General features: G+C 59.2%; 22 protein-coding genes and 2 pseudogenes. 13 read left to right on the top strand and 11 right to left on the bottom strand.

All coding sequences use genetic code 11. The features are described from left to right. Positions 1 to 6: 6 nt before the first annotated feature. Positions 7 to 1,794 (top strand): adenylate/guanylate cyclase domain-containing protein, encoded by a 1,788-nt coding sequence (locus V1280_RS23720; protein WP_334529589.1) that lies wholly within the window; start codon positions 7 to 9, stop codon positions 1,792 to 1,794. 169 nt (positions 1,795 to 1,963) lie between these two features. Here the strand turns inward: V1280_RS23720 and V1280_RS23715 are convergent, their stop codons facing one another. The 3 genes from V1280_RS23715 to V1280_RS23705 form a co-directional block, all read right to left on the bottom strand. Further along, the gene (locus V1280_RS23715) at positions 1,964 to 2,995 is read right to left on the bottom strand and encodes a methyltransferase (protein ID WP_334529586.1); all 1,032 of its coding nucleotides are present in this window, start codon (positions 2,993 to 2,995) and stop codon (positions 1,964 to 1,966) included. 179 nt (positions 2,996 to 3,174) lie between these two features. Beyond that, on the bottom strand, positions 3,175 to 4,008 hold the full coding sequence (locus tag V1280_RS23710) for a thioesterase family protein (protein ID WP_334529583.1): 834 nt from the start codon (positions 4,006 to 4,008) through the stop codon (positions 3,175 to 3,177). After that, positions 4,005 to 4,865, bottom strand: a complete 861-nt coding sequence (locus V1280_RS23705; RefSeq protein WP_334529580.1) for a methyltransferase domain-containing protein — start codon at positions 4,863 to 4,865, stop codon at positions 4,005 to 4,007. Before V1280_RS23705 ends, V1280_RS23710 begins: the two co-directional genes overlap by 4 nt. A gap of 104 nt (positions 4,866 to 4,969) precedes the next feature. On the opposite strand from V1280_RS23705, the gene V1280_RS23700 reads away from it, so the two are divergent. Further along, positions 4,970 to 6,529 (top strand): winged helix-turn-helix domain-containing protein, encoded by a 1,560-nt coding sequence (locus tag V1280_RS23700; RefSeq protein WP_334529577.1) that lies wholly within the window; start codon positions 4,970 to 4,972, stop codon positions 6,527 to 6,529. Positions 6,530 to 6,566: 37 nt separating this feature from the next. After that, positions 6,567 to 6,701, top strand: a complete 135-nt coding sequence (locus V1280_RS23695) for a hypothetical protein (protein ID WP_334529574.1) — start codon at positions 6,567 to 6,569, stop codon at positions 6,699 to 6,701. Positions 6,702 to 7,373: 672 nt separating this feature from the next. Here the strand turns inward: V1280_RS23695 and V1280_RS23690 are convergent. Together V1280_RS23690 and V1280_RS23685 are read right to left on the bottom strand one after the other, a co-directional pair. Further along, positions 7,374 to 7,988: a hypothetical protein gene (locus V1280_RS23690; RefSeq protein WP_334529570.1), complete on the bottom strand. Its 615-nt coding sequence runs from the start codon at positions 7,986 to 7,988 to the stop codon at positions 7,374 to 7,376. Positions 7,989 to 8,587: 599 nt separating this feature from the next. Beyond that, positions 8,588 to 8,806 carry a hypothetical protein gene (locus V1280_RS23685; RefSeq protein ID WP_334529567.1) on the bottom strand — a complete coding sequence of 73 codons (219 nt, stop codon included), beginning with the start codon at positions 8,804 to 8,806 and terminating at the stop codon, positions 8,588 to 8,590. A 441-nt stretch (positions 8,807 to 9,247) separates the two neighbouring features. On the opposite strand from V1280_RS23685, the gene V1280_RS23680 reads away from it, so the two are divergent. The 3 genes from V1280_RS23680 to V1280_RS23670 all read left to right on the top strand — a co-directional run bounded on the left by V1280_RS23680 (position 9,248) and on the right by V1280_RS23670 (position 9,959). After that, positions 9,248 to 9,436 carry a hypothetical protein gene (locus tag V1280_RS23680; protein WP_334529564.1) on the top strand — a complete coding sequence of 63 codons (189 nt, stop codon included), beginning with the start codon at positions 9,248 to 9,250 and terminating at the stop codon, positions 9,434 to 9,436. A 72-nt stretch (positions 9,437 to 9,508) separates the two neighbouring features. After that, a complete protein-coding gene (locus tag V1280_RS23675) occupies positions 9,509 to 9,712 on the top strand; it encodes a CsbD family protein (protein WP_045004672.1) in 204 nt (67 codons plus the stop codon). 70 nt (positions 9,713 to 9,782) lie between these two features. Beyond that, positions 9,783 to 9,959: a DUF2934 domain-containing protein gene (locus tag V1280_RS23670; protein WP_334529556.1), complete on the top strand. Its 177-nt coding sequence runs from the start codon at positions 9,783 to 9,785 to the stop codon at positions 9,957 to 9,959. Positions 9,960 to 10,150: 191 nt separating this feature from the next. On the opposite strand, the gene V1280_RS23665 is transcribed toward V1280_RS23670, so the two are convergent. Both V1280_RS23665 and V1280_RS23660 read right to left on the bottom strand, forming a co-directional pair. Continuing rightward, a complete protein-coding gene (locus V1280_RS23665) occupies positions 10,151 to 14,860 on the bottom strand; it encodes an AAA family ATPase (RefSeq protein WP_334529553.1) in 4,710 nt (1,569 codons plus the stop codon). A 354-nt stretch (positions 14,861 to 15,214) separates the two neighbouring features. Then, complete coding sequence (locus tag V1280_RS23660; protein ID WP_442895249.1) at positions 15,215 to 16,051, bottom strand: alpha/beta fold hydrolase; 837 nt, start codon at positions 16,049 to 16,051, stop codon at positions 15,215 to 15,217. A 226-nt stretch (positions 16,052 to 16,277) separates the two neighbouring features. Between V1280_RS23660 and V1280_RS23655 the strand changes: the two genes are divergently transcribed. The 4 genes from V1280_RS23655 to V1280_RS23640 all read left to right on the top strand — a co-directional run bounded on the left by V1280_RS23655 (position 16,278) and on the right by V1280_RS23640 (position 19,935). Further along, complete coding sequence (locus V1280_RS23655; protein ID WP_334529547.1) at positions 16,278 to 17,192, top strand: LysR family transcriptional regulator; 915 nt, start codon at positions 16,278 to 16,280, stop codon at positions 17,190 to 17,192. A gap of 401 nt (positions 17,193 to 17,593) precedes the next feature. Next, positions 17,594 to 18,052: a PilZ domain-containing protein gene (locus V1280_RS23650; protein WP_334529544.1), complete on the top strand. Its 459-nt coding sequence runs from the start codon at positions 17,594 to 17,596 to the stop codon at positions 18,050 to 18,052. Positions 18,053 to 18,166: 114 nt separating this feature from the next. Beyond that, entirely contained in the window at positions 18,167 to 18,505 is a 339-nt protein-coding gene (locus V1280_RS23645) for a hypothetical protein (RefSeq protein ID WP_334529541.1), read from the top strand. Between the two features lie 230 nt (positions 18,506 to 18,735). After that, complete coding sequence (locus V1280_RS23640) at positions 18,736 to 19,935, top strand: DUF2235 domain-containing protein (protein WP_334529538.1); 1,200 nt, start codon at positions 18,736 to 18,738, stop codon at positions 19,933 to 19,935. Between the two features lie 146 nt (positions 19,936 to 20,081). Here V1280_RS23640 and V1280_RS23635 read toward each other — a convergent pair whose 3' ends face one another. Then, positions 20,082 to 20,327: a hypothetical protein gene (locus V1280_RS23635; protein WP_334529535.1), complete on the bottom strand. Its 246-nt coding sequence runs from the start codon at positions 20,325 to 20,327 to the stop codon at positions 20,082 to 20,084. Between the two features lie 333 nt (positions 20,328 to 20,660). Between V1280_RS23635 and V1280_RS23630 the strand changes: the two genes are divergently transcribed. Next, the gene (locus V1280_RS23630; RefSeq protein ID WP_334529532.1) at positions 20,661 to 22,349 is read left to right on the top strand and encodes an integrase catalytic domain-containing protein; all 1,689 of its coding nucleotides are present in this window, start codon (positions 20,661 to 20,663) and stop codon (positions 22,347 to 22,349) included. Between the two features lie 17 nt (positions 22,350 to 22,366). Here V1280_RS23630 and V1280_RS46860 read toward each other — a convergent pair. Then, positions 22,367 to 22,579 (bottom strand): annotated as a pseudogene (locus tag V1280_RS46860) (IS3 family transposase); the annotation flags it as partial. On the opposite strand from V1280_RS46860, the gene V1280_RS23625 reads away from it, so the two are divergent. Further along, positions 22,553 to 22,762 (top strand): hypothetical protein, encoded by a 210-nt coding sequence (locus V1280_RS23625; RefSeq protein ID WP_334529529.1) that lies wholly within the window; start codon positions 22,553 to 22,555, stop codon positions 22,760 to 22,762. The pseudogene V1280_RS46860 and the gene V1280_RS23625 sit on opposite strands and share 27 nt — an antisense overlap. On the opposite strand, the gene V1280_RS23620 is transcribed toward V1280_RS23625, so the two are convergent. Both V1280_RS23620 and V1280_RS46855 read right to left on the bottom strand, forming a co-directional pair. Next, on the bottom strand, positions 22,759 to 22,965 hold the full coding sequence (locus V1280_RS23620; protein WP_334538395.1) for a helix-turn-helix domain-containing protein: 207 nt from the start codon (positions 22,963 to 22,965) through the stop codon (positions 22,759 to 22,761). The two genes, V1280_RS23625 and V1280_RS23620, sit on opposite strands and share 4 nt — an antisense overlap. A gap of 704 nt (positions 22,966 to 23,669) precedes the next feature. Then, positions 23,670 to 26,128: pseudogene (locus tag V1280_RS46855) on the bottom strand (GAF domain-containing protein). Positions 26,129 to 26,213: 85 nt separating this feature from the next. On the opposite strand from V1280_RS46855, the gene V1280_RS23595 reads away from it, so the two are divergent. Further along, positions 26,214 to 26,414: a hypothetical protein gene (locus V1280_RS23595; protein WP_334529518.1), complete on the top strand. Its 201-nt coding sequence runs from the start codon at positions 26,214 to 26,216 to the stop codon at positions 26,412 to 26,414. Positions 26,415 to 26,435: the final 21 nt, after the last annotated feature.

Genomic DNA, 26,435 nt, shown 5'->3' with positions numbered 1-26,435 from the left:
GCCATCTTGAGCAGCGGGCATGCAGAGCGGCGACTGGCGGCTATTCTGGCGGCGGATGTCGCCGGCTCTTGCCGCTTAATAGGGATGGACGAAGAAGGCACGCTGGCACAACTGAAAGCGCTCAGAAAGACGCTTTTCGATCCCAAAATCGCCGATCATCGCGGGCGCATCGTAAAGAATACCGGGGATGGTGCTCTCGTTGAATTCGCCAGCGTGGTCGACGCCGCGCGATGTGCAAACGAAATCCGACGTGGCATGACCACACATAACACCGATGTGCCGCAAGACAAGCGGATCGAATTTCGCATCGGCATTCACGTCGGTGATATTATCATCGGAGAGGATGATATCTTTGGGGATGGGGTTAATATTGCGGTGCGTCTCGAAGGGATCGCAGAACCAGGCGGCGTCAACATTTCAGACGATGCTCATCGGCAAATTCGTGGCAAGATCGGGATCGATTATGACGATATGGGTTCGCAGGTATTGAAAAATATCGCCGAACCAATGCGCGTTTGGCGCGCGCGCATCGGCCTGAGCTCTTCGTTGACGATGTCGACAAAATCGCCGACCGAAATGGCGCAGCCGCTCGCGCCCCCCGACAAACCCTCCATCGCGGTCCTGCCGTTCCAGAACATGAGCGGTGATCCAGAACAGGAATACTTCGCCGACGGCATGGTGGAAGACATCATTACCGGGCTGTCGCGGTCCAAATCGCTTTTCGTCATCGCGCGACAATCCACCTTCACCTACAAGGGCAAAGCCGTCGATATCAAGCAGGTCGGCCGCGAACTTGGCGTTCGCTATGCACTCGAAGGCAGCGTGCGCAAGGTTGGCAATCGCGTTCGAATTACGGGGCAGCTCATCGATACTGCAACAAGATTGCATCTTTGGGCGGACCGGTTCGACAGCCCGCTTGAAGATGTTTTCGATCTGCAGGATCGGGTGACGAGCAGCGTGATCGGCGCAATCTCCCCTCAGCTGGAGCGCTCTGAAATTGCCCGTGCCCAGCGCAAACCGACTGAAAGCCTTCAGGCCTACGACTATTATCTTCGTGCGCTCGCCGGCCTTTATCGTGTCTCCCGTGAGGAGAATATTGAAGCGCTCAAGCTGACCGAAATTGCCAGCGGCCTCGATCCCGACTGCGCCCTATCATATGCGCTTGGCGCTACCTGCTATATCCAAAGGAAGATGTTCGGCTGGAGTACCGATGCTGGAGAAGAGCGACTTGAAGCCCGACGACTCGCAAGGCGGGCGATCGAGCTCGATAGGGACGATCCAGCGGTGCTTGCAATGGTGGGAGACGCGCTCGCTTACGTAGTGGGGGAGGTCGAGGAAGGCGCAGCTCTCATCTCGCGCGCGATAAATCTGGACCCAAATCATGCTATCGCACGAAATTGGAGCGGCTGGGCGCACCTTTACCTCGGGGAGGTCGATGGCGCGATCGAGCAATTCCATGTCGCGTTGCGTTTGAACCCGCTGGATCCATGGATCTACACTGTCCAGACGGGGCTAGCGTGTGTTCATTTTTTCGCCGGCCGTCACGAGGAGGCCTCATCGTGGGCCGCGACCGCTGTCGGGCAACAACCCAACTACATTGCCGCACAACGTATCATGATGGCATGCCATGCCATGTCTGGACGAGTTAATGAAGCACGACAGGCGTGCGTGCTCGCACTGCGATTGGACCCCACCCAACGCATTGCCGGAATCAACGACAACTCCCCCTATCGTCGATTTGACTATCTGGATAAATTGGCGCGGGCTTTCCGGATCGCTGGCATGCCGGAGTGAGTACGCGCCGGTCTCGCAGCCGATCCTGTTGACTATTCCCGACCGTCACCGTTGATGACGCTGGGGCGCCGAGGGCGGCTGGTTCGCTCGCGATATTGAGCCATCGCGTGACGCCGCGACTTCCGCTTCTGGACCCAAACCGGACGCCCAACCAATCATCCACCCTCACTCAAGCCACCACGGCTTCCACGATGTTCGCCGCTGAACTGGTCGGCACGACCTGCGTTAGGCGGAAACCAGCCATACCCAAAAGTGACGCGTATTCGGATTCCGTTCGTTCCTGGCCTCCCGTTTGTACAAGCATTGTGAGATCGAGTATTTTTCCCGGGTGCGGCGCATCGCCGGATGGCAGCACCATCTCGACGATCAGCAAACGACCGGCTGGCTTCATCGCCTTGCGGACATGGCCAAGGATCGTAAGGCACTGGTCTTCGTCCCAGTCATGGAGGATGTGCGAAAGGATGTAAGCATCCGCCCCAGCGGGGACACTTTCGAAGAAATTGCCGGGCTGGATCGTCACCCGATCGCTTACGCCTTTGGTGTCAAGCAAAGCCGGCGCGTCTTTCACAACATGGGGCCTGTCGAACAGGATGCCGCGCGGCCCGGCGTGACGGGAAAGTACGGCCGCCAGCATGTTGCCGGTGGCCCCGCCGACGTCAACAATGGCTTGGAAGATCGAGAAATCGTAAGCGGCCGCGACGGCTGGAGGCTCCTGGTCATTGAGACCGACCATCATCTCGGTGAACAGCGACGCGTCCTCGGGATGTTGCGCGAGATAGTCGAAGAACGCGAGGCCTTGCGCTTTCTCAAAACCCGTTTTGCCAGTCTGGACAGAATAGACCACATTGTCCCAGCCACTCAGAGACGGGCTGCCAGAAAAAATCACGGATGATCTTGCTGAGCCCGGCGCGCCGGTCTTCAGCGCCTCGCCCAGACCGGTCAAGGCAAAACGCTGCTCCGGTCGCTCGGTTAGAATGCCAAGGCTCGCCAGGGTACGCATCAATCGGTGCAAGGAAGGCCCATGCACGTTCATGGGACCGGCAAGCTCGATCGCGTTTTTTGGTCCGGATGCAAGCTGATCGGCCAGCCCCAGCTTGGCTGCAGCGTAAACGGCTCTTGAGACGATGTGGGCCCGGCCCATCTGGATCAATTGAATATGGGGCGGAAGAACTTGCGATGTAGCCGGCTTAGGGTCTGCCATAACAATAAATTCTCCAAAATGATTGTGTAATATACGTAGTAATCGAGAAGCCGGCTACTTCCGCTAGTGGCCCGAATGCGAAATCCAAGCGGCGTCCCCGGTCGTCGGCTCATCGAGGTAGACCGGAAGCAACCGGCCGCCCCTCCGAACGGCGCTCATGACCCCGAGCGGACACTCACCTACGCGAACAGCGCAAGCGTCTGCCGTCCGACAAGAATCGGTTCCCCAGTCGAATTCCAGATTGTCACCGATTCGGTCGTATATCCGTTGCGCGCACTTTCGGCAGAAGTGCGCAGAAGCCACCAACCATCTTCCGTAACTGGCTGCTCGGACAGGTAATGAACGTCCCATGTTATGGTGCTCAGCGGAGGCATCTCACTGAACCGCGCCATCATTGCGGGAGCGGCGGCGTCGGCAATTGCGGTCAGCATGGGTAAAGTTACGTTCTTTCCATCGTCGCGAAGCCTGTACCATAGCAACGTGGTTGGATCTTCAGCATCGCTGTACGGTACGCTTCCGCCAGCGAAGCCGGCATCAAAGTGCTGCGCAAACGTGGGCTTGCGCGGAAACGGCGGACAAAGGTCGGGGCGGGCGACGGCCGGCGCCGACATGCCCTGGAATGAATGGGCCGAACGACGCCCTTGCGCGAAACACAATGTTGCGCGTGTCGCGAGGCCGCTTTCGCCTAACATGTCCGTGGAAACGAATGCAGTAGATTTCCCCCTACGCAACAATTCTGCGCGAATTCTGACGGCTCCGGAGGGCGGAGCCATAAAAGCGAATTGGGCTGACCGGAGTGGAGGAAGGTCGGTGAACTCGCGCGCTGCCACTTCAAGACAAAGAGCCGCGGTAAGGCCGCCGAATAGCGTGCGTCCCTGGCGCCAATCTTCTCCAGGGCATACGGTCCAGGTGCCGTCGTGGCGCTCGATCGCGCTCATCAGCACAGAATAGCTCGTCGATCTTCGCTCTGCGCTGGCGCCGGCGGTGATGAGCGGTTGCGTGCCGCAGTTCATGGCTTTGTACCCCAGGCTTGCACCAGCAGACGCTCGACGATCAGAGTATCGGGATCGGACAGGTGCTCGACCAATGCTTGCTTATGGGCGGCGAACTCGCGTGGGCTAAATCGCCCTAGCGTCAATATTTTTGTATGCAGGGCCTCAAGCATTGCGAGCGCATCCATCCTCCGGATGTCGCCGCGTTCAGTGATCGCAGCATGCACCTTGGTCGAAATGTTCTGGACACCGGCGTCTCGCAGGAGCCTTGGCAGCGATCGCCCGGTCGAGATCGTGCCACCATTGGCCTCGAACGCTTCGCGGTATGCATTGGAGAGCGCGGTCCATGAGGGATGCTCGGGGTAGCAAGCATACGAAATACGGTCATAGTCTTGCAGAGCGATCGTTCCGCCTGGCTTGAGCAAAGCAAGCATCCGGTCGACGATCGCCTTCTGGTTCGCAACGGGCACGTTGATCAGAAGCAGCCGTTCGTGAACGAGATCGAACGACGCCGGCTCCAGTTCGACAGTGAGCGCGTCACCCAACACCATGCGGACGTTGTGCAGGCCGTGCGGCGCGATCACCGATCGTTCAATATCGAAAAACCGCTTGTCGCGCTCGATGCCGACAACAGCACCCGAAGCTCCGACCCGCTGCGCCAGCAGATCAAGAATGCCGATCGGGCCGCAGCCGATGTCGGCGGCCTTCCAGCCCGGCTGCACGCCAATACTGTCGAGCAACCACGCGGCCTCAGGTGCAATCGCACGGGCCTGGGTCTCCAGCCGCTCTATTTCGCGAGAATTATCGTCGAACACATAAGCGGCTGATTGAATTGCCATTTCGGCCTCCACTGCGATCCCCTCGAAAATCTGCTTCACTCGCGAGAGTGGCTCAGCGCCGAGCCGTTCGCTTGAGGATGGTCTTTGGGTTTCCTTGGCATTTTCTGAGGGTCGGCTATGTTCGGTTCGCAAAGAGCCCGCTGATGGTTAGCCCATTGCTCTATGTCTTTGATGATTGCACGGTCGATGCCTCCCGCCGAGAGGTGCGCCGAGCCGACAAGCCGATCCCCGTAGAACCGAAGGTCCTTGACCTGCTGCTCTACTTGCTTGCTAACCGCGACCGGTTGGTATCGAAGGACGAATTGGTCTCGGCGGTGTGGAATGGCCGCATCGTGTCCGATTCGGCGATATCGGCGTGCATCCACTCTGCCCGGGTCGCGCTCGGAGACGCGGGCGCCGGCCATAGGCTCATCAAGACTTTTCCGCGCAAGGGTCTTCGCTTCGTCGGAAACGTGAGGGATGCGCCTTCACCATCGATCCCACCAACGAACGTTCCTGACTTGACTGTGTTAGCACTTCCAGACAGGCCCTCGGTCGCTGTCCTTCCATTTCTAGCCGATCCGGACCAGAGTTATTTCGCTGACGGCGTCGTTGATGAGATCATACTGGCCCTGTCGCGTATGCGCTGGCTGTTCGTGATCGCGCGCAATTCGAGCTTCACTTACAGGGATCGGGTGGTCGATGTCAGGCAGATCGGCCGGGAGCTTGGTGTCCGTTATGTCATTGAAGGCAGCGTACGCAAATCCGGCAACCGTGTTCGTATCGCTGCACAGCTGATTGATTCGGAATCGCGGCTGACGCTGGCCGGTCACCGCTGCGACGGCGTCCTCGGTGATATCTTCGAGCTTCAGGACACGATTGTCTCGGAGATGATCGCGTTCATTGCACCCAAACTCGAGGCAAGCGAAATCAATCGAACCAGGCGCAAGCCGACGGAAAATCTCGATGCCTACGATCTCTATTTGCGAGGACTGGAAAGCTATTATCTCTGGACCCAGCCAGCGCACGAGTTGGCACTGTCATTTTTCAAGCAGGCATTTGTGTTGGATGACAATTTTGCCGCCGCGTGCGGCATGGCCGCGCGCTGCTATACTAGCCGCAAGGTCAACGGCTGGATGGTGGACCGAGAGGCCGAGGTATCTGAGGCCCGGCGCCTCGCGAGGCAGGCGGTAGCGCTCGGGAATGACGATGCAGTCGCATTGACTGCTGCCGGCTTTACCAAGGCGCACGTCCTCGGCGAAAAGGCCTCCGGCAGGGCCCTCATCGAGCGAGCGCTGCGGCTCAATCCGAACTATTCAGTTGCCTGGTATTGCGCCGGTTGGATCGACGTCTGGCTCGAAGACGCTGCGAGCGCGCTTGAGAAATTCGGCAATGCCATACGTTACAGCCCTATCGACCCCCTGATGTTCAACTATCACGCGGGGATAGCGTCGGCTCATTTCGTTGCCGGGCGCCTCGACGACGCGCGCCTCTACGCGATGAAGGCGATCGACGGGCGGCCCGCTTTCGTAACCGCACTGCAAATCGCGGCGGCAACCTGTGCGCTGGGTGGACAACTGGCAGAGGCTCGCGAGCATGCCGCGGCGCTACGGAGGATTGATGGTGACCTTCGGGTGGGGAACGCCGAGGATCGCTTCAGCCTCCATCCAAATACATTGAGCAAACTCGCCGAAGGTCTGCGGCTTGCGGGCATGCCGGAGTGAACAGACCTTCGAAATTGACGGTGTGGGGACGAAGGTCGTGAAGGCGGGTGAGGCTTTATACACGCCGCCCAACACTCCTCACTTTGGGCGCAGCGCAACGGACAAAGTTTCCAAGACGCTGGTGGTGCGCATCAAAGATAAAGAACAGCCGGTGATGGTTGAGTTGAAGTGAGCGACCGGACCAAGCGGCTGGCTGCGCGCGTGCCGAACCTCGACATTTTTCGCAAAGTCTGGTTGATCGCGAAAGTGGCGGCTGGAAGATCACCGACAAGGGGCGGGCGGTGCTCGAGTTCATGGAGGCGCGCACCGGCTTCGACCAACCGATCGAGACGGCGCCGCCCGGGATAGTCGATGCACCCGTGCCACCGCTGCCTCCGCTCGTGGAGCGGGCGAAGCGAAGGCGGGAAGCGGTCAACGCGACGTCCCCATGGGAGAAGTGGATGATGTTCAGGACGCCGAAGAGCAAACTGAAGCCAACTGCGATCAGAGCGTAGATCGAGCCAAGCGTGAGCGGACACGGCCGGGGCGAATGCCACGGATGCGACCGGACGTGAGGCTCTCCCATTTGGGTCGGCTGCCGAACTCTTGAGGGTTGTCAATGGTGGTCGAGTGGGCCGACGTGCTTGATCTGACTATTACACCTTGCGTTGAATACGCCGAGGCACTGCCGATTTTGGCATCATTGCCGAAACACTGAACGCACCAACAGGAAGCACGCCCGGAGCGCCCGCGAAGGATATGTGCGCGATGGACGTCAATCGGCCAGGTCGAACAGGGCTCTCAGCTCAAGAATTGGGACGAGTAGATGCGCCGCTGGTAGTAACAAAAGGCGAAATACTTCTTCTCAATGCCGACTTGCATCAGCGTTAGACTGGAAAAATCTTTTGATGCCGGCAGCGAACTTCGCCCAGCTGCATGACGGTGATGAATCTTCGCATAACGCAGCTGGTGGAACCACAGAGTTGCGTGGTCTCGGGATTGGAACACTACTCGGGGTGATCACTAGGGGCGGTCCGGGCGGAGCTATCGAGCCAACGACCCGATCGTCCTTCAAATCCGGTTGCGGCTTTCGGTTTTGCTGTTCTGCGAGCGCCGCCGCATCTGCCTCTTGCTTTTGAGCCTTCAAATACAACGTGTACTGCTCGTCGAAGTACTTCTGTTCTTCCCTACTTGGGTTCGGACCAGCGACGTCAAAATGCCGATTCTGCAAAAAGTCATAATAAGTGTATCCGCCGCCCATTTTGCGCCGTGCCACGAACCGCTTGTCGCAATCAGCCAATAGCGTCGTGCGCTCATCCCCAGACAATGCTGCCTTCTCAGCCTGAGCAGAGCATTGTTCAAAATCTTGAGGAAGATGCAGAAACCATTCGTGCCAATTGAACCACATTGCCGCCGCTCCAACGGAGCCGATGAGAGCGACTGACAAGATGATAAGCTTTTTTGGCTTACAGATGTTCATAAGACCGAACCGAATACTTGTAGAAGGTCGAATCTCGTTCGAACGAACCTTAGTCCAAATCTTCAATCGGGCAATGCTCTCGAGGAGCTCTCATGTGGCAGCATGGACACAGCTCCTTTGCTTTGTCTGTTCAGCCTTTGTTTCAGTCTTTACGCAATAGAGACTTGGGTTGAAGTTCGATCTGGGAGCGTGGCTTTGCAGGTATCAAATGCGGCCTCATCAAAATTACCAAAACGATTTTGTCAGTCTTGGGAGTCGCCAGCTCGATAATCGTTGTTAGTTGGGTGGGTCTTGCACTACTGGGGTATTGAGCCGACAGCTGTGATCGATTTTTTTTGCGGTCACCACTATGTCAATCTTCCAGCCTAGTCGCAACGATGCAGCCGTGGCCGGCGTGTCCCGTCCGCTCGCTCCGCTAGAGCCGACGTCGACCGGTTAAGCGGATCTAACCAGCAAGCCGAGCTCAAGGACTTCAAGGGTCTCTCAGCGAAGGATCCTTGCTTGCTGTGCTACACTTTCAGGGCCCCAATTTCGGCTACGCCGGCCCCCTTCGAGGCTCGGCCGAGCTTGTTCCTGCGAGATTCATGACTGTCGCGGAATTATCCGCTGACAAACCAAGATAGACCGTGCTTTCCAAGCCAAGTCATCGCCGCCGTACAAGCGAGGGAAATCAGGCCAGTCCATAACCAAGGACGACCACGAGCGGCGCTAATGGAGCGCAGATAGAGAAACGCTCCGAGCAACGTTCCATAGTTCCTCCTGAAGTCCCCGTTGAGCTTGGCAATCTTCGACAGCTCTGAGGGCGTGTCGTCGGTCATGGATGCTGGCTCCTAACGTCGGCTACCAGCACCCTATGAACCACTGTTTTGCCCGACGACGCAAGGGCAATTTCGGTATATCAAAATTGTTGGCCTTCGCTGATCCTCGGCGTTGAAACGCGATGCCCCGCTTTAAACCAAGTCGCGGCAACCGATATTGCTCCCAACCGCGCACAGCACACTTGAGCTGCGGGCCTAAATATCTCCATGTGCAGATCAACACTGCATCCCATTCGCACTGGGGGCGCTTTAATAGCTAACTGCCATCCAACGGAAGCAGCTATCATGACCAAAGTAACGTGCAGCGTGCCGAAGGCGAAGTCGCAGAACGAAATCTGAATGATAAGCCAAGTACACTGTGAGAAAACATCGTTAGCTTCGAAGAGTTGTTTGTCGACCATTGATGGTAACGAGACGCCTTCATAGCAATGGAGACGGCAAATGGCGAAAAAGGCGAAGAGCTTAAAGAAGTCTCGAAAGGTTTATTCGGCAGCGGACGTCAAGCTGCTCAGAGCGCATTCCAAGTCCCGTACGCCAGTATCAGAACTATCGAAACTGATGAAACGCAGCGAAGGGTCTTTGAGGCAGAAGGCACTTTCGCTCGGCATCGGGCTCGGGCACTTGCGCTAACTGTTATCGCCGCCATAGGGAACCAATTAGGCTTGCTTCAGTTGGCTGATCCCCATCCAGAGGAGGTTGGCGATGGATTGGAATCGTGTGGAAGGCAACTGGAAAGAAATGAAGGGCAAAGTCAAAGAGCAATGGGGCAAGCTTACTGACGATGATCTCGACGTCATTGCCGGCAAGCAAGACCAACTCGAAGGCCGCCTACAACAGCGCTATGGCTACGCAAAGGACCAAGCGCAGAAGGAAGTAAACAGTTGGTACGGTCGCCAGAAGTGGTGATCAGCACAAGGGGCTCTGCACACGCAGGGCCCTTTTGTTGGAGTGCGATTAAGTTTCGAGGAATCTGGTCATGGCTGGTCCAACCGAGGAAGAGATCCGTACCAAGGCTTATCAGCTATGGAAGGACGCTGGCGAACCGGCATGCAAAATGGATAAGTTCTGGTACGAAGCGGAGAGCGAGCTATTGAAAGAGCGGAAAGAGCTAGGTGATCCCCCGCCGGGTTTGACAGACAACTTGCCGGTTTAGGACACACTCACAGATATGAGATGTCTGCTTCAGGGGCTTAAACAGACGTCGGCGGGCGACACTGGCCATTTCGCTCTTTGACCCACAGCGGACATTCAGCTGAAGGGTACTTTGCCGATGATGACGCAACGCGCGTGCGTGTTGCCGGTCATGATGGACAGCATCATTGATGCGTCACGACCCGCGGGCGTTTACCATCGCGGACGCGTGGGGGCCGATGGTGGTTGTTGTCGGATCCGGGGGTGTCTCTGGTCGAGCTGAGCGACCTTGGCAAGGGCTCCCCAGCGGGCGTAGCAGTCGCGGGCCTCGTCCAGATAGGTATCTGCCACCTTTTCGAGACCGCGAAGGCGGTAGAATCGAGCCGCCAATTCGCTGGCGAGCGCCTGGTCCTGGAGGAAGCCGCGCTCCGCGGCCGAGCAGATTGCCTGCTCGTACAGCCGCATGGCCTCGATGTCTCGTCCTTCCAGGCGTGCCCATTCCGCCGAGACCAGGGCGTGTTTATGCGCGAACGTCGCCGGGCAGCTCTCCGCCCATCGCTGAAACGATGCCAGGTGTTCGATGAGATCCTCGCGAAGCTCTGCCCGTCTCTCGGGCGAGGCCGCTTCAAAGACCGCGGCGATAGCGAGAGAATGATAGAAGCAGTAATCCATCGACTGAAGATTGAGACGCGCCGACCAGAGAATCGGCTTCGCCTTGGCGGCAAACTCAAGGGCTCTCTCCGCGTTGCCCAGCAAGACATGCCGCTGCAATTGCAGGATCCAGAGAAAGCAGGCAACGAGGGGAACGCCGCCCCGGAGCACCCGCGCTTCGAGCGCCGCCTCGTCGAGGGGCGCACCGCTCCCCACGCCGCCGCGAAGGCTTTGCACGAAACCCTGGATGCTCAAGATGACCAACTGGCCGAACTTGTATTTGCGGACGAAATCCAGCGCGCCTGCCGACTCGAGCCACACCTGGTCGAGAGGATCGCCGCGCGCCATCAGATCGGTGAGGCGATGCTGACGGGTGAAGCAGGCGTAAACCATTTCGCCGGTTTCCCCGACAGATCGAGCCGCGGCTTGGAGGCAGGTCAGAGCGTCTTCAATTGGACGCGTCCAGAGGACCGCCATTTGCATGAGGAAATGTGCGCCCGCCTTTTGCGCGGTGAACCCGTATCGTTCGGCGACTGCGACCGCCAACCGTGCAAAGGCCTCCCCGTCTGCGAAGCGATGGAATACCGGACCAAGAACGACGGCGATCGCACCGTAGCCGATCGTGGAATACTCGCTTGTACCATGGCGACAGCTCAGCTTGACCATCCAGCAAGAAATCATCTGGTACAGATCACCGTCGGCGTGATAGGCCAATTGGCCCAATGCACTGAAAAGCTTCATGACAGCCCGTATCTCCGGGTCATCCATCATCGGCAGGTCAACTAGGCTCTCGATCGGGCGATCGCCGAGGGTCCGGCGCATCTCCTCGTATTCTGCCCGCACTTGTTCCGGCGTCGGCGAGTCCGGCAGGTCGACGCCGAACGTTCGCAGGCATTCTAGCGCCGTGCAAACCGCGTGGGCGTAGTTGCCCTGCCTCAATTGAAGAAGCATGCGCAGGCGACAGATCTCGGCCTGATCGATCTTCGATTGCGCCTTGATCAGCAACTCCTCGACGAGTCCTGTGGCCTCCTCCAGGTTGGAGCTGAGGATCTCGCAGTCCGCCCGCTCCAGGAACAGGTCCAACGTCAAGCCGTAGGATCTTTGCCACCCTTCGTCCGACAGAATGGCGATGCCTGCTGCGAGGTAGTTGGAGGCCGAGGCATAGGCGGTCGAGGCTTTCGCCTTCCGCCCTGCAACAAAATTGAGCTCGGCCGCGCGCACCTTCTCCGGCCACTCGGAAATGAGCGCCGAGCCCAGGTTAAGCTGGTTGACGAGGTCGTAGATCTTCTCTGCGATCCTCTCCGGCACAGTCTCCGCGACAAGAAGACGGGCGATCCGCAGATGGAGTTCGGCGCGACCTTCCGGCGGAATCAGCGCATAGGCGGCTTCCTGGACCCGATCATGAAAGAACCGATACCTCCCCTCCCGGGGGACGGCGGCGCCGGCGCGGACCGCGTCGCGAAAGCCTGCATGCACCGCTTCGTCCGACTCGCTGCGCAGTTTTGCCAAGGTCGCGAAGTCAGCGTGATTGCCCAGGCAGGCGAGCAGTTTCAACGCTTCCTGAGCCGCCGGAGCGAGACGGCGCAACCTGCCGATCATCAGGTCCACCGGATTGTCGCTGAACTTCTTGTCGACGATGGCGTCCAGATCCCATGTCCACGACCGCGAGCGCGGATCGAACTCGACCAGCGCTTCTTCGGCCAGGCTGGTGAGGAACTGCCCGGCGAAAAAGGGATTGCCGCCGCTTCTCCTGTGCACCAGTTCAGCGAAAGGCCGCATCTCGTCGGGCGCATGCCGCAAGGTATCGCACAGCAGTTGGTTGATGTCGTCGACCGAGAGCGGGCCGAGGACGATCTGATCGACTTTCGCGCCGGCCCGGCGCAGGGCCTCCAGCTTGAGCACCAGCGGATGTGCCGAGTCGACCTCATTGTCGCGATATGCGCCGATCAGCAACAGGTGACGCGTGTCCGGATGGAGGAGGAGATATTCGATTAGCGTCAGCGTGGCCGGATCGAGCCATTGCAGGTCATCGACGAAAATGACGAGCGGGTGTTCCGCCCTCGCAAACACGCCGACGAACCGTTGGAACACGGTCTGAAACCGCAGTTCGGCATCGACGGGCGAGAGGACCGCTATGGTCGGCTGTGGGCCTATCAGTCGGGCGAGGTCGGGAATGAGGTCGGTCAGCAGGCGGCCCTGATTGCCGACAGCTTCCTTGATCGCGTCTCGCCAGCGGGCGATGTCGTCCGCTGGGCCGTTCAGCAGCTGTTGAATCAGTCCCTGAAACGCCTGAGCCAGTGTCGAGTGGGGGGTGTCCCTGAGGCGCTGGTCGAATTTTCCTGAAATGAAGATACCGCGGGGCAGCACGATGACCTTGTGCAACTCGTTGACGACCGACGACTTGCCGATGCCTGAATAGCCGGAGACCAGAACAAGCTCCGAGCCGCCATGCATCACGACGCGGTCGAAGGCGGCGAGCAGGGTGGCGATCTCGCCCTCGCGTCCGTAGAGCTTCTCCGGGATCATCAACCGCTCCGACGCGTCCTTCAGACCAAGCGGGAACGGGTCGATCCGGCCGATCGACTTCCAGGTGGTCAGGCACTTGCGCAAATCCGCCTCGACTCCTGCGGCGGTCTGGTAGCGCGCCTCGGCGGTCTTCGCGAGAAGCTTCATGATGATCATCGAGAGTACGGCCGGCACCATGCCTGCAAGCTCGCCCGGCGGGACGGGCTCTCGCGCGATGTGGCAGTGGATCAAGTCGAACGGGTCAGCGGCGGTGAAGGGCAACGCGCCGGTCAACAGCTCGTACAAGGTGACCCCCAGCGCGTAGAGGTCGCTTCGGGAGTCGACCGAGCGGTTCATCCGGCCAGTCTGCTCGGGCGCCATGTAGGCGAGGGTGCCCGCGATGGTCTCGGGAGGCTCAGGGGCCTGCCGTTCACGTGCGAGGCGCGAGGCGATGCCGAACCCAGTGAACTTCACCGCTCCAGTCGCGCCGTTCACCAGGATATTGGCCGGCTTGATATCCTTGTGTACGAGGCCCCGCTGGTGGAGCTTGCCCAGAGCCGCGGCAATGCCGATGGCCAGGCGCAGGAAGCGCCCCACCTCCATGGGTGCGCCGAGCAGTCGGTCGAGCGGCTCGCCGCCGAGATCCTCGAGCACCAGCATGGTCCGTCCGCCTTCGCAGATGAGCTCCAGCGGTCTCACCGCCCATGCCCCATCCAGTTCATCCTTCAATCCATATTCGTGCGCGAGGCGATTGAGGGTGGAACGTTCCGTCCGTCGTGCCTCAGCCTTGATAAGTTGAGTATTGAGAGAGTTGGCGATCCTTGACACGATCTCGTCCTGCATATCGAACAGATCGGCCACAGGCTTGTCGAAGCGGTCGGCCCACAAGTGATGCCCGGTTTCGGCATTCACGAGCTGCACGTTCACCCGAAGCCGGTTGCCGCCACGCTGCACAGAGCCTTCAAGCACATAACGAACGTTCAACTCCCGCCCGACCTGTCGAACGTCTATTGACTTCCCCTTATAAGAAAACGCGCTGTTACGGGCGATGACCAATGAGCCGCCGATGCGAGACAAGTCCATAGTCAGGCTCTCGGTCACGCCATCAACGAAGTAGTCTTGTTCGGGATCGCCGCTGAGGTTGGCGAAAGGCAGCACGACGATTGAAAGGCGAGGTGGTGAGAGCTGGCCTGGCTTGATACCGTCAGCCAGTATCGCCGGGCTACGTCCGTCCCGGATGACAGCATAGGCTCGGACCGGGCGGGCGATGTTTTTGAGATTCTGCTCTCCCAGGTCCGCGAACTCTACGGCGACCTTGCCTTGGATATGATCGTAAGCAGAAGACGAGATGCAGATACCGCCTGGCTCAGCGATACTCTCGAGACGTGCCGCAATATTTACGACGTCGCCAAAAATGTCATGCGGCTCGACAATTACGTCGCCCACATTGAGGCCGACGCGGAAAGCTATACGGCCGTCTTCCGCCTGAGTGGTTGTAAGTTCCTTGATGCGGGTCTGGAACTGCACAGCAGCTCGAACCGCTTGGACCGCGCTTGGAAAATCTGCCAAGAACCCGTCACCGGTGTTCTTCACGACGCGGCCGCCGTGCTCTGCGATTGCTGGGTTGACAGCGTCCGCCAGGATCGCCGCTAGTTTAGTATGTGTAGCCTCTTCGTCATTGTGCATGAGCCGCGAGTAGCCAGCCACGTCGGCGGCCAATATCGCCGACAACCTGCGCTCGACCCTGACTGGCCGCTCTTGCACCATGGCCCGCCATCCAACTCAGATATATTTGTACGACGGATCGCACGGCAGTGCCAAACTTGCAGCGCCCACCCAGAGGCTGGATGTAGACATTGCAAAATGTCAGCGGCGTTGACCGATGTTTGCTCCGCATTATGCGAACATTCTGAAGACGCGCCGCTATGTCGGCTCGTGGCGGCCCATGTGAGACATAGCGGGGGCGGTCTGACGATGTCCGTTCGTAGGGGTAGACCGGAAGAGAGCGGCACGCGGCCAAAGGTGACGCGATTGACCCAAAATGGACTTCGCCCGCAGCGACCGCGCGGAGTCGCTCGACGGTGGTTGCCGAACCGGCTCACGCCGGCTCGGCAATGGTGATCACGACCGTATGAAAGCGAGCAAGTCGGAATTAATCACGTCTGCATCCGTGGTGCACATGCCGTGTGGAAAGCCGGGATAGACCTTGAGCGTGCTGTTCTTGAGCAACTTGGCCTGAAGCAGTGCCGCGTCCTTGTAGGGTACGACCTGGTCGTCGTCGCCCTGCAGGATGAGCATTGGCACCTTGATCGCCCTTAGATCTTCCGTCTGGTCGGTCTCCGAGAAAGCCTTAATGCCGTCGTAATGGGCATTGGCGCCGCCCATCATGCCCTGGCGCCACCAGTTCAGGATAATTCCTTGCGAAACCTTCGCACCGGGCCGGTTGAAGCCGTAAAACGGACCCGAAGCCACATCGAGAAAAAATTGAGACCGGTTCGCGGCCAGCGCCTTGCGGAAGCCATCGAACACCTCAATCGGGGTCCCGTCGGGATTTTTGTCGGTCTTGAGCATGAGCGGCGGAACAGCGCTGATCAGAACGGCTTTGGCGACGCGACCCTGAGGCTCACCATACTTCGCGACATAACGTGCCACTTCGCCGCCGCCGGTGGAGTGGCCGATATGGACGGCCTTGCGGAGATCGAGATGCTCAACCACGGCAGCCGCATCAGCGGCGTAGTGATCCATATCGTGCCCGTCGCTGACCTGCGTCGAGCGGCCGTGGCCGCGGCGATCATGGGCGACGACCCGAAAGCCTTGGGCGACGAAGAACAACATCTGAGCGTCCCAGTCATCCGAGTTGAGCGGCCAGCCATGATGAAAGACGAGGGGCTGGGCATTTTTCGGCCCCCAATCCTTGTAGAAGATCTGTGTCCCGTCTTTGGTCGTTACAAACGTCATGGTCTCGGCTCCTTTTGTCTCGGCAGAGGTTTTATGGGTGGGTTGGGCGATCGCAGCGGTGAGGGAAAACAACGGAGTTGCAGCCGCGACAGCACCTGCGCCAAGAGCCGCCCGTCGGGAGATGTTCATTCCAAGTTCCTTCATTGAACCGGAGCAGGTATAGATTCCGTCCTGGATAGCCGAATAGATCGGAATCGTTCCGTTCTTTCGTGAACAGATGCCATGAATGGCTACGATTCTAGAAAAGACGGCCGGTCTCCTCGCCTTCGTCCGGACGGTCGATGCGGGGTCTTTCGCCGGCGCGGCGCGGTTGGTCGGCGCCACCCCTTCAGCGGTATCAAAAAGCGTCGCGCGCTTGGAGCAACGTCTCGGCGTCCGCCTGCTGCAGCGGTCGACGCGTACACTGACTCCAACCGCCGAAGGCGTCGCGTACTATGAACATGTGGCCCCCCATCTGCGCGCCATCGAGGAAGCCGATGACATCGTGCAGGCACCGGGAAATGTGCGTGGAGTGCTTCGGGTTACTGCGCCGACGACATTCGGACGCCCACTCATCTCTGCATGGGCCGGCTCGTTTCTGGATCGCTACCCGGATATCAAGCTCGACCTCAGCGTCACCGACCGCCGTATCGATCTGATCCGCGAAGGCTTCGACATCGCGGTGCGAATCGGGGAACTGGAGGATACGAATTTGATCGGCCGCTCCCTCGGCGTGCTGCACTATGTCCTCGGCGCATCGCCAAAGTACTTGCAGCGCCGAGGCATCCCACGGTCGGTTGATGATCTCAAGCGGCACGGCTGTCTTCGCTACGTGCTCGCGGGCCGACCGCAACCGTTCACGTTCGCTGACGGCAGGCGAGTCGTCCCCGATGGTCCATTCGATACGGACGATGCACAATATCTGATCGAGGCGGCCGTAGAGGGAGCCGGCATTACCCAGTTCATGCGCCTCGCGATTGAGAATGATCTTGCCGCCGGCCGCCTACGCACCGTGCTACCGGAAATACCGTTGTTCACCACGCCGGTCTACGTCCTACACCCCTTCGGACGCCAACTTCCGCTGCGGGCGCGCCTGTTCATCGATTTTCTCGTCGAGGCTTTGGGCGTCGGTAACGGTCCGAATTTGTCATCGCAGAGCTAAAAGTATTTACGGGTGGCGCGCACCCCCTAAACATTCGTCTGATCGTGTTGCAGTGCATGAGTCTCCTCCTGGCCATCAGCGAAGTGGCCGGGCACCTCGTCGAGGTCCGCTTATCGAGGCACGGCGGACTAGATTTACTCAGCTTGAGTTCTTCGCATTTTGACCCACAGCAGACCTTTGGTCGTTTCCGGTCTATCGGCCGAGTGAGGCTAGCTGCAGTCAACGAACCGAGCACGAGGCTAATTGTTGTGGATTTCGACCAAAAATGCTCTCGGTGACGAGGCCGCCCCCCGCTTCGGAGGCAGAGCCATCCGCTTGTAAGGTCGGCGCAAGCCGCCCGAATTAACCACCAACTCCGATCCATTTTAATAAGACAACAACGCTGCTTGTTAGCGTAAGCCATGCAGATCACCATGCAGGAATTGCCGTTTTCCGGACGTCGGCGGGACCGGGAAACTGACTTCGTAAAGTGCGATCGCGACGGCTGCGATCGTTCGATTGGGAAGTTACCATTTCATTTGGAGCACCGCGCCATGATCGAACGTCGTGCAACGGAGCGCATACCGATCAACCGGGCGGCCCGGTTGTCGTTTGGTGAAATTCGTGGGACTCATCCATGCATGGTGCGCGATATCAGCGCCTTGGGCGCCTGCATCTCCACGCCATACTACATATTTGCCAAAGAATTTGTGCTGTCTTTCGACGCCCATTCCGGAATTGTTATCTGCCGCGTCGTGTGGAGAAAGGAGACGCTATGCGGGGTTTCCTTCCGCTTGCGTCGTCGCTCGTCGACATCGGCGAACGATCCCGGCGCGCCCACAAATATGGAGCGACTGACCGTGCGCCGCGGGCGTCTTTAGTTTGGGTTGTCGGCCAAACTCCGCTCGCGCCGACGAGGCTATTTGATGGGCGCCCAGAGTGATCGCCGCCTTCTGTCGTGATGTTCAGATCGCATTATTAGGTCATCTACCAACGTGATGAACAGCGCCCAGTGCTCCGAACGCATCAAGTCATTGGCGAAGGTCGCGATTGCGATCCTTCGCCGGAACGCTGCCGGGTTCATCATCAACCCGCCCGGCGGCGGCCGCGCCCGCGTCTATGACGTCCAGCACAATGAGATGCGGCTTTCCCTTCGTCGAACGATCGATGATCCGGAGCACACTACCCAAATCGAAATTAGGTTCGACGGCGACCGCGTGCTGTTCGCCGAATGGACGGACGACGGCTTCGTTAAACGGTCGTACACGCCTGGGCAGTGGGAAGGCATGCTGCGTCGATACGAACGGATACCGGCGCTGGCGAGACGTCAATGACCATCACACTCAAAGATGCTCATCACGGTAACCTCCAACTGTTTGACGCGGCTCAATTGGCGAAACGAGCGGCTTGACATGACAACTGGACGGTCCGGCGCCTGAGGACCGAAGAGAAGTCTTCCTAACCGTCCGTGCCTTCAACGCCCCGTGAGCTTAACCTACCGCGCCTGCGTTTTGTAACTGACAAAGTGGGAGACGCAACATAGGATTTAGAATGGAGGTTCTCCATGACCACCATTATTGAGGCTAGGATCGGACCAGAAAAAACCAGCGAACTCGAAACAGAGACGTCGAGCCCTCAGAAGCGGATACTGTTTTTTTTCGACGGGACGACCAACTCCGCTGCCAATGGCCGATGGTCGGACGCTACCAATATTTTCCGCACGAACCTTGCCTTGCACTATGCGGGTAATCAGATCGTCTTCTATATCCCCGGTGTTGGCACACGACGCGATTGGATGTCCGCTGTCACGGCTCGCGGCATGGACGAAATCGTACGAGAGGCATACGTCAATCTCGCGTCCAATTTTCTCGATAGCGACGAAATCTGTATCTTCGGTTATTCGCGGGGCGCCGCCGCCGCTCTTGCGCTCGTAGACATTATCTCTCGCGTTGGATTGCTTTGGCCTGATGACTTGGAGGACCTGCATGTTGTCTGGGACTACTATCTCAAGCGCCGAGGCCGCGAGGCGCTCACCGAAGGAGAGATGACGGCTCTCTGGGCCCGCCACTTCGAGGGGAAAGTGAGACGGCCAAAAATTAGTTTTTTGGGCTTGTTCGACCCGGTGCCCGGCAATGACTGGGACACGCTAACGCGCTTCTCGAATGTCCGCCTGCAACAACCGATGCCTCTCGACGACCTTGTCGACGTCGTCGTGAGCATTTTGGCAATCGATGATGACCGCAACCCGTCTTTTCGACCTGTGCTCCTGCGGGGAGCCGAGCGCAGCCAACCCAGAGCGATCGAACAAATCTGGATGCCCGGTGTTCACGCAGACATCGGTGGCAATTCTGACAGAGTATTTCTGAGCGACGTTGCTCTTCTCACCATGATTGAGCGAGCCAAGTACTATTGCCCGGCGCTCATCTGGGACGACGGATACATCAATCGGGTAAAGGATCGATTGGGTAGAAGAGTGTGGATCGCCATATCGAACGAACGTTCTGACTGGAAACGAAAGCTTTTATCCAAGGCAAGCCGTCGGGTGGCTTCAGATCTAGGGCCAAGCCAGCTGCCTGCTGATGGTGAGAAACTACACACAGTCTTCGATTGCCTAGACGGAAAAACGATTTGGATACGCTCGAAGTGGCAGCAATACGAGCCACAGAACGTCCCGCGCAAGCGAATGCAGCGCTTTTCAAGTATCGACGACAAGCTCTTCAAGGACGCTTGCGAGCGAGCTCTCACCAACTCTAAACCTCCATAGGATTCGCGAAGACGCGCTCGCCCGACGCCAAGCGGAGCGAGTCTTTTGGCGGTTGCGTTCTGGACCAGCGACGGCGGGTCGGCGCCTTTGTCAAGCGACGGAACCGGCTACGCGGTCTAGATCGCCCCCAGGGCTGATCTTGCGGCCTAAGAGGCTGGGCGAAGTTCATGTCGGCGCTTCAAGCGATCGCTTGTGAACTTTACGGCGTATTGAATGCGGTCGAGATCGCCTTCGTCGTTCGCGATGACATATAGCCTCCAGTTGATGCCGCGCGGTGGGCTGGTCTCGCATTCGACTTCGACGGAGACGACATGTTCGGAGCCGGGAAAGGTGCGGATATCCTGAAGCGCAATGCGTTCGAGGTCGGCCTTTGAAATTAAGGCTTTTGCCACCTTCACCTCCTGAGTTGGCAAAGGGCCGCTGAATACCACAACCTGGCCAACCGAAGCTGCGCGGCTAAGTTCCCTATGGAAGCTGCGGCGGCGCGCCGCGGAGCGGCAGCGTCAATTGGACGATGAAAGCCTCCACCGAATGTCGAAATGTCGTTGTTCGAGACGTTCCGTCGGGCCTATTGTTGACGATCGCCGATGTCAAACGCGCCTAGGCGGTAATCTTCTGTCAATCGGCTTGCAAATTTGACCCCCGCATTGCCTCACCCAGAATGTTACTAAACAACTTCTCGCCGATGATTGGTTCGGTGCCATCGAATTGGTTCGGTGGCCTTTATGGCGGGAAAGATCAGCATGGGCGCGCGGCGCGAGGTGTTGTCGGCGATGATGGAGCGTTACCGGTCGGCCAAACGGGCGGAGAAGGGGCGCATCCTCGACGAGCTGTGCGCGACGACGGGTTGGCATCGCAAGCACGCGGTGCGCGCGCTCCGACAACGCGCACCGGTTAGCCCCGGCTCAGTCGCGGCACTTCGAGAGCGCAAGCGTAGATATGGTGCGACGATCAAGGACGCGATGACGGCGCCGTGGGAGGCGTCGGATCGGGTGTGCGGCAAGGGGCTCAAGGTGATGATCCCAACCTTGCTGCCGGCGCTGGAGCAACATGGCCGATTGCAGCTTGGCCAAGCGGACCGTGATCGTGTTCTGGTCATCAGCGCCGCAACCATCGATCGCCTGCTCGTCGATGCGAAGATCGCGGCGAGCGGCGGCAGGCGGCGCCGTGCCGGATACTATTCGGCAATCCGGCGCGAGGTCCCGATCCGCACGTTCAATGACTGGAACAGCCCGCCGCCTGGCTTCTGCGAGGTTGACATGGTCGCCCATGGCGGCACGTCGGTGGCAGGCTCGTTCATCCAGACCCTGACGATGGTAGATGTCGCCACGGGCTGGACGGAGTGCGTGCCGTTGGTGATGCGAGAAGGTTCGCTGGTCGTCGAGGCGATCAATCGGGCACAGAGCCTCTTCCCCTGGCTCTTGCGCGGGGTGGACTTCGACAACGACAGCGCCTTCATGAACGATGTCGTCGTGCCATGGTGTCGCGAACAGAAGCTCGAAGTCACACGCTCGCGCGCCTACAAGAAGAACGATCAGGCGTTCGTCGAGCAGAAGAATGGTGCCGTCGTCCGTCGCCTGATGGGCTACGGCCGCTTCGATGGCGTCGAGACGGCCCGTGTGATGGGCCGCCTCTATGCGGCGGCACGGCTCTACGTCAACTTCTTCCAGCCGTCGTTCAAGCTGAAGGAGAAGCGCCGCGAAGGGGCTAAAGTGATCAAACGCTATCATCTCCCATCGACGCCCTATGAGCGTGCATTGGCGCATCCCAAGGTGACTGCGGCCGTGAAGAAACGGCTACGCGATCAGTATCGCTCGCTCGATCTGGTCGCGCTGTTGGCCGAGATTCGCGCAACCCAGGACGAACTCGGCAATCGCGTCGATCGTCGTGCCGGACAGGCGCGCGGCCTGCAACCCGCCAGGACGAACACCGCGCCCGCGACCGCAGCCACTTTTGCGAAGACGCTCGGCAAGACGGTGACGGTCGGCGAGCCGCGTGCCACGCACCGGCGAACTCATCGGCCCTCTAAAACTAGAGTTCGCATGCCGTCCAAGCTCGACCCGCATATTGCAGCGAGAACTCACGCTTTCGGCATCCTTGCTCAGAGCGAATTCAATCTCGTCGGCAACCCTCTGTACGGCGTCGCCCTCAAACGCCCATCGCCGTCCCTCGCTCGAGCGCGCCTACTTGAATCGCTCATTCGTCATCACGGGCTGCATTTTTTGTCATCGGCATTGCGTCCTCCCCATGTCTCGGCGGCTCATGACCGCGATGTCATGCGGACCGTCCGCGCTAAACGCGCGAGAGCCGCCGGGACGTCCCCAGCGGCTCGCGCCGATGGCCGTTCCGCGGGCGGCTTCAGGAACGGCGTCTTGCGCTGCGCCAGCAGGTTATCTTGGCGCATAAGTCGCTGAACTTTCTTGGCGTTTACGATCATGCCTTGGCGTCTGAGGGTGGCTGTTACCCTCCGATAGCCGTAGAAGACGTGCTTAAGGCAAATGCGCTGGATCACGTCGCGCAGCTCGCACTCGGCCGTCTCGCGGCTGCGTTTGGCGTAGTGGCGATAATACGTCGCGCGCGGCAGGCCCGCGAGGTGACATAGGCGCTGCACATCGGCATGAGCATCGATTGTCTTCGACGTCATGGCTTTGATGACTTCGACGATGCGGATGCGGGTTTGCCTAGCGCTGCCGGCCGCTTCAATGCGCGCAAGGCTTGCCGAAAAAAAATCAAGATCCATCTGCTGGCGGCCCACCAGCCGTTCGAGTTCGGCGATGCGGGTTTTGGCGAGCGCGAGGGCGGAGCGCTTGTCGTCGTACGTCGCTAGCGGCCTGAGCTTGCGGGGGCCAGGTTTGGGCCCGGGCTTCCGGTCAAACCGTCCGGCCCATCGGCGTTCCAGGCGTTGATCCAGTCATGGAGAATCTTGCGGGAGATTCCAAGCTCGCGGGCCACAGGGAGGACGCCTTCGCCCCGCTCCACTCGCTTGATCGCCTTCAATTTGTAAGCCGTCGGAAACGTTCGGATCGCCATCTTGTCTGTCATCGGTCATCCCCAGGGATAACCTGTCACAGAAATTAGCGTGTCTCACTTCAGGGGTGCAGTCCATGCCTGTCACTGTAATTATCGTGTTCACTTCAGGGGTGCAGTCCAGCACTATCACCGTAATCCATGCGTGGATGTGGGTGCAGGTCACTCAACGGTGAGCGTACCGATTCGCCGTTCGCGCAGCCGTGATTTTCCACTGCGTGTCTTTTCTCAAGCGCATACCTACGTAATGCTTGTCCAAAAAAAGTTCGAAGGAAACGCTTTCAACAGAGCAGCCGATTCTAGCCAGCGCGAATGCTCCGCACGAAAACAACAACCGTTCGGAGTACGACTATGATTGGATTCAGGACTTCCATTATTGCAGCGATTATGTCGATTGGCGCGATAAGCTCTGCAAGTGCCCAGTGCCCGTTGTGGGCGACTCAAAATCCAGCTTCGTTTCAGGCGCAGTATCCCGATAGGGATGTGTTGAACGACTGCGAGTTAACGCCAGCAGGCAGAATGGGCCTCGAACTCCCTGGCGGCGCGGCTCCCTGGTTTGGGCCCAACAGGGCTTATGGGGCAATGCCTGGCGTTGCTCAACACCGCAGCTTTCAGCACCGATCGCGATGAGTATCTGAAGATAAGCCCGAGCCTCCACGTCGGGCTCGTCATCCACGACGAGAACCATCACATTCACGGCTAACCTCTCATCTCATCTGAAAATTGCTTTTACGCGGCAATCGGATCGTGATCTCGGTAAACTCACCGGGACGCGTTTCTACATCGATCGTGCCACCATGCTGTTTCACGATGATGTCATGGCTCATGGAAAGGCCGAGGCCGGTTCCTTCGCCGGCCGGCTTGGTCGTGAAGAAGGGATTGAACATCTTCTCCTTTACCCCAGGCAGAATGCCGGTGCCGTTGTCGCGGATGCTGATTTCGACATGCTCGCCGCGGTCGCGGGTGCTGGCACTCAGCACGGGTTCAAACCCCGTGCCATTCTCGCTTTCGCGCTTGGCCACCGCATAAAAGCCGTTGGACATCAGGTTCAATAGGACGCGCGTGATTTCTTGCGGGAAGGCCTCGACCATCCCGGCTGCCGGATCCAGCTCGCGTTTAAGGGTGACATTGAACTGCGGCTTCTCGGCGCGCGCGCCGTGATAGGCGAGGTTGAGACTTTCCTCGATCAGCGCATTCACATCGGTCGGCCGGTGCTCGCCGCTGCCTTCGCGGGAATGTAGGAGCATGTTCTTGACGATGGAATCGGCGCGCTTGCCGTGCTGCACGACCTTCTGCAGGTTGTCCTTCAGAAGGCCGGTCAGCTCATCGACCTCATCGCGGATCTTCTGGGCCAAGGCGGCTGATGTGAGCACCTCGTTCAATTCGTCGGTCAGCTCGGCAGACAGCGCCGCAAAATTGTTGACGAAGTTGAGCGGGTTCTTGATCTCGTGCGCGATCCCTGCGGTGAGCTGGCCGAGCGAAGCGAGCTTTTCAGTTTGCACCAGGCGATCCTGCGCCATTCGCAGGTCCTCGAGCGACTGCGATAGCTCACCCGTACGGGCCTGCACCTGCTGGAACAGCTCGACGTTGGAAATCGCGATCACCGCCTGGTCGGCGAAGGATTTAACGAGTTCGATTTGGCGCGGTGTGAAGGGTGCAACCTTCACGCGAAGAAGCGTGAATACGCCGTCGACACCGTCGTTCCGTAGCAAGGGAACGCCGAGCATGCTCGACGGCAAGTCCGACATGCCGGGAAAGGCGAATTCCGGATCTAGCGACCGGTCGGGGATATGCTCGGTCTGGCGGGAACGTAACACTTTCGGCGCCAGCGACTTGTCGTGGATGCTTCTAGGGTTATCTCTGAAAAAGGCCATCTCCTGGGGCGAGAAGCCTGTAGCCGCGCCGGCGTGAAACAAATTGTCCTTGCGCAACCAGATGATCCCAGCATCGGCACCGCAGAGTTGCGCGGCGGAAGTAACGAGCGTGTCAAGTACAGCTTGTAGATCGAACGCCGAACGACTGATCACCTTGAGCACGTCGGCGGTCGCGGTCTGCTGCTGCTGCGACTCTCCGAGATCGCGGATCTTGGCCTGCACCTCTTCGAACAAATGAACGTTGCCGATCGCAATCACCGCCTGGTCCGCAAATGTCTGCTACAAGGCTATCTGTTTTTCACTGAAGGGATTTACCTCGGTGCGGCGAAGGATGATCGCCCCGATGCTCTCGTTGTCGCGCAGCAGCGGCACGCTGAGGATGGTCCGAGTTCCCTCACGGCTCGACAACCGCTGCGCCTCGGGAAAATCGGCGCCTTCCGCGGAGAGCACGTCGTGGACGTGAACCGGAACCTTGTCGACGACCGAGCGCCCGGTGACCCAATTCCGATTGATCGGCAGTTTCTCCGAACCGAAGGGAATCGGCTCTCCGCCGGATGGCAGCTTTGCAAACCCGAAGGGAATCGGTCCGTGATGGGCGCGATAACGCAGGTGATTGCCCTCTCGCAGATGCACGAGCGCGTCATGCGCCTCGCAGAGTTCGCAGGCGCTGTCGACGATAGCCTGCAGCACCGGACCGACGTCGGTCGGCGAGGAGGCGATCACCCTCAGGATGTTGGCGCTTCCGGTCTGATAGGTGAGCGCCTCGGTGAGGTCGCGCGTGCGCGCCTGGACCTGCTCGAACAGCCGGACGTTCTCGATCGCGATGACCGCCTGATCGGCGAAGGTCTGCACCAAGTCGACCTGACGGTGGCAAAGAGGCCCGGCACCTGACGCGACAGCGCCATGGCACCGATCGACTTTCCTTGTCGCATCAACGGTACCGCCAGCATCGCGCGAAAACCAGTGAGTTCCTGCCAGGCACTATTGGTGAACTCGGGGTCGCTCAATACGTCGGGTACGTGCGCGGTATGGCCGTCGAGCACTGCAGGCCGCTGACGGTGCCCCGGTGCGGTGCAGAGGCGAGCGACTTTCTGATCTCGAACTTATCGGGATGCGGCCCGAAGTAGGACAGCGGCTTCAGGACGCCGTCCTCGAAAAGCAGCAGCATGCCCTGATCTGCGTTGCACAGTGTCGAGGCCGAGGGTGACCAGCGTGTCGAGCACGGACTGCAGGTCGAAGGCCGAGCGGCTGATCACCTTGAGGACTTCGGCCGTCGCGGTCTGCTGCTGCAGCGATTCGGTGAGATCGCGGGTCTTGGCCTGGACCTGCTCGAACAGCCGCACATTCTCGATCGCGATCACGGCCTGATCGGCGAAGTTGCGCAGCGAGCGTCAAATTCCATTCGTGTTTGCGACAGGCTACGGCGCACAGGGCATCGCCGATCGTTTTCGGCACGTGCCGGCGCTGACGAAACCCTACCAGCTTGACGAATTGGAAGGTGCGCTGCACCGGGCGATGGCGCCGACAAGCGGTTTCGACGGCTCATCGCCGGGCAAAGCGGACTCGCCTGGCGGCTAAATCGTCCTGCAGGCTGACGTG

The sequence above is a fragment of the Bradyrhizobium sp. AZCC 2230 genome, assembly GCF_036924495.1.
Taxonomy (GTDB): Bacteria; Pseudomonadota; Alphaproteobacteria; order Rhizobiales; family Xanthobacteraceae; genus Bradyrhizobium; species Bradyrhizobium rifense.
This window is presented reverse-complemented; position numbering and strand designations above follow the sequence as displayed.

What these genes read in the sequence shown, in the direction of transcription:
- V1280_RS23715 (WP_334529586.1), bottom strand. Translation starts at nt 2,995, where the DNA reads ATGGCAGACCCTAAGCCGGCTACATCGCAAGTTCTTCCGCCCCATATT.
- V1280_RS23710 (WP_334529583.1), bottom strand. Translation starts at nt 4,008, where the DNA reads ATGAACTGCGGCACGCAACCGCTCATCACCGCCGGCGCCAGCGCAGAG.
- V1280_RS23700 (WP_334529577.1), top strand. Translation starts at nt 4,970, where the DNA reads ATGGTTAGCCCATTGCTCTATGTCTTTGATGATTGCACGGTCGATGCC.
- V1280_RS23690 (WP_334529570.1), bottom strand. Translation starts at nt 7,988, where the DNA reads ATGAACATCTGTAAGCCAAAAAAGCTTATCATCTTGTCAGTCGCTCTC.
- V1280_RS23685 (WP_334529567.1), bottom strand. Translation starts at nt 8,806, where the DNA reads ATGACCGACGACACGCCCTCAGAGCTGTCGAAGATTGCCAAGCTCAAC.
- V1280_RS23680 (WP_334529564.1), top strand. Translation starts at nt 9,248, where the DNA reads ATGGCGAAAAAGGCGAAGAGCTTAAAGAAGTCTCGAAAGGTTTATTCG.
- V1280_RS23675 (WP_045004672.1), top strand. Translation starts at nt 9,509, where the DNA reads ATGGATTGGAATCGTGTGGAAGGCAACTGGAAAGAAATGAAGGGCAAA.
- V1280_RS23670 (WP_334529556.1), top strand. Translation starts at nt 9,783, where the DNA reads ATGGCTGGTCCAACCGAGGAAGAGATCCGTACCAAGGCTTATCAGCTA.
- V1280_RS23665 (WP_334529553.1), bottom strand. Translation starts at nt 14,860, where the DNA reads ATGGTGCAAGAGCGGCCAGTCAGGGTCGAGCGCAGGTTGTCGGCGATA.
- V1280_RS23660 (WP_442895249.1), bottom strand. Translation starts at nt 16,051, where the DNA reads ATGACGTTTGTAACGACCAAAGACGGGACACAGATCTTCTACAAGGAT.
- V1280_RS23655 (WP_334529547.1), top strand. Translation starts at nt 16,278, where the DNA reads ATGGCTACGATTCTAGAAAAGACGGCCGGTCTCCTCGCCTTCGTCCGG.
- V1280_RS23650 (WP_334529544.1), top strand. Translation starts at nt 17,594, where the DNA reads ATGCAGATCACCATGCAGGAATTGCCGTTTTCCGGACGTCGGCGGGAC.
- V1280_RS23640 (WP_334529538.1), top strand. Translation starts at nt 18,736, where the DNA reads ATGACCACCATTATTGAGGCTAGGATCGGACCAGAAAAAACCAGCGAA.
- V1280_RS23630 (WP_334529532.1), top strand. Translation starts at nt 20,661, where the DNA reads ATGGCGGGAAAGATCAGCATGGGCGCGCGGCGCGAGGTGTTGTCGGCG.
- V1280_RS23625 (WP_334529529.1), top strand. Translation starts at nt 22,553, where the DNA reads ATGAGCATCGATTGTCTTCGACGTCATGGCTTTGATGACTTCGACGAT.
- V1280_RS23620 (WP_334538395.1), bottom strand. Translation starts at nt 22,965, where the DNA reads ATGGCGATCCGAACGTTTCCGACGGCTTACAAATTGAAGGCGATCAAG.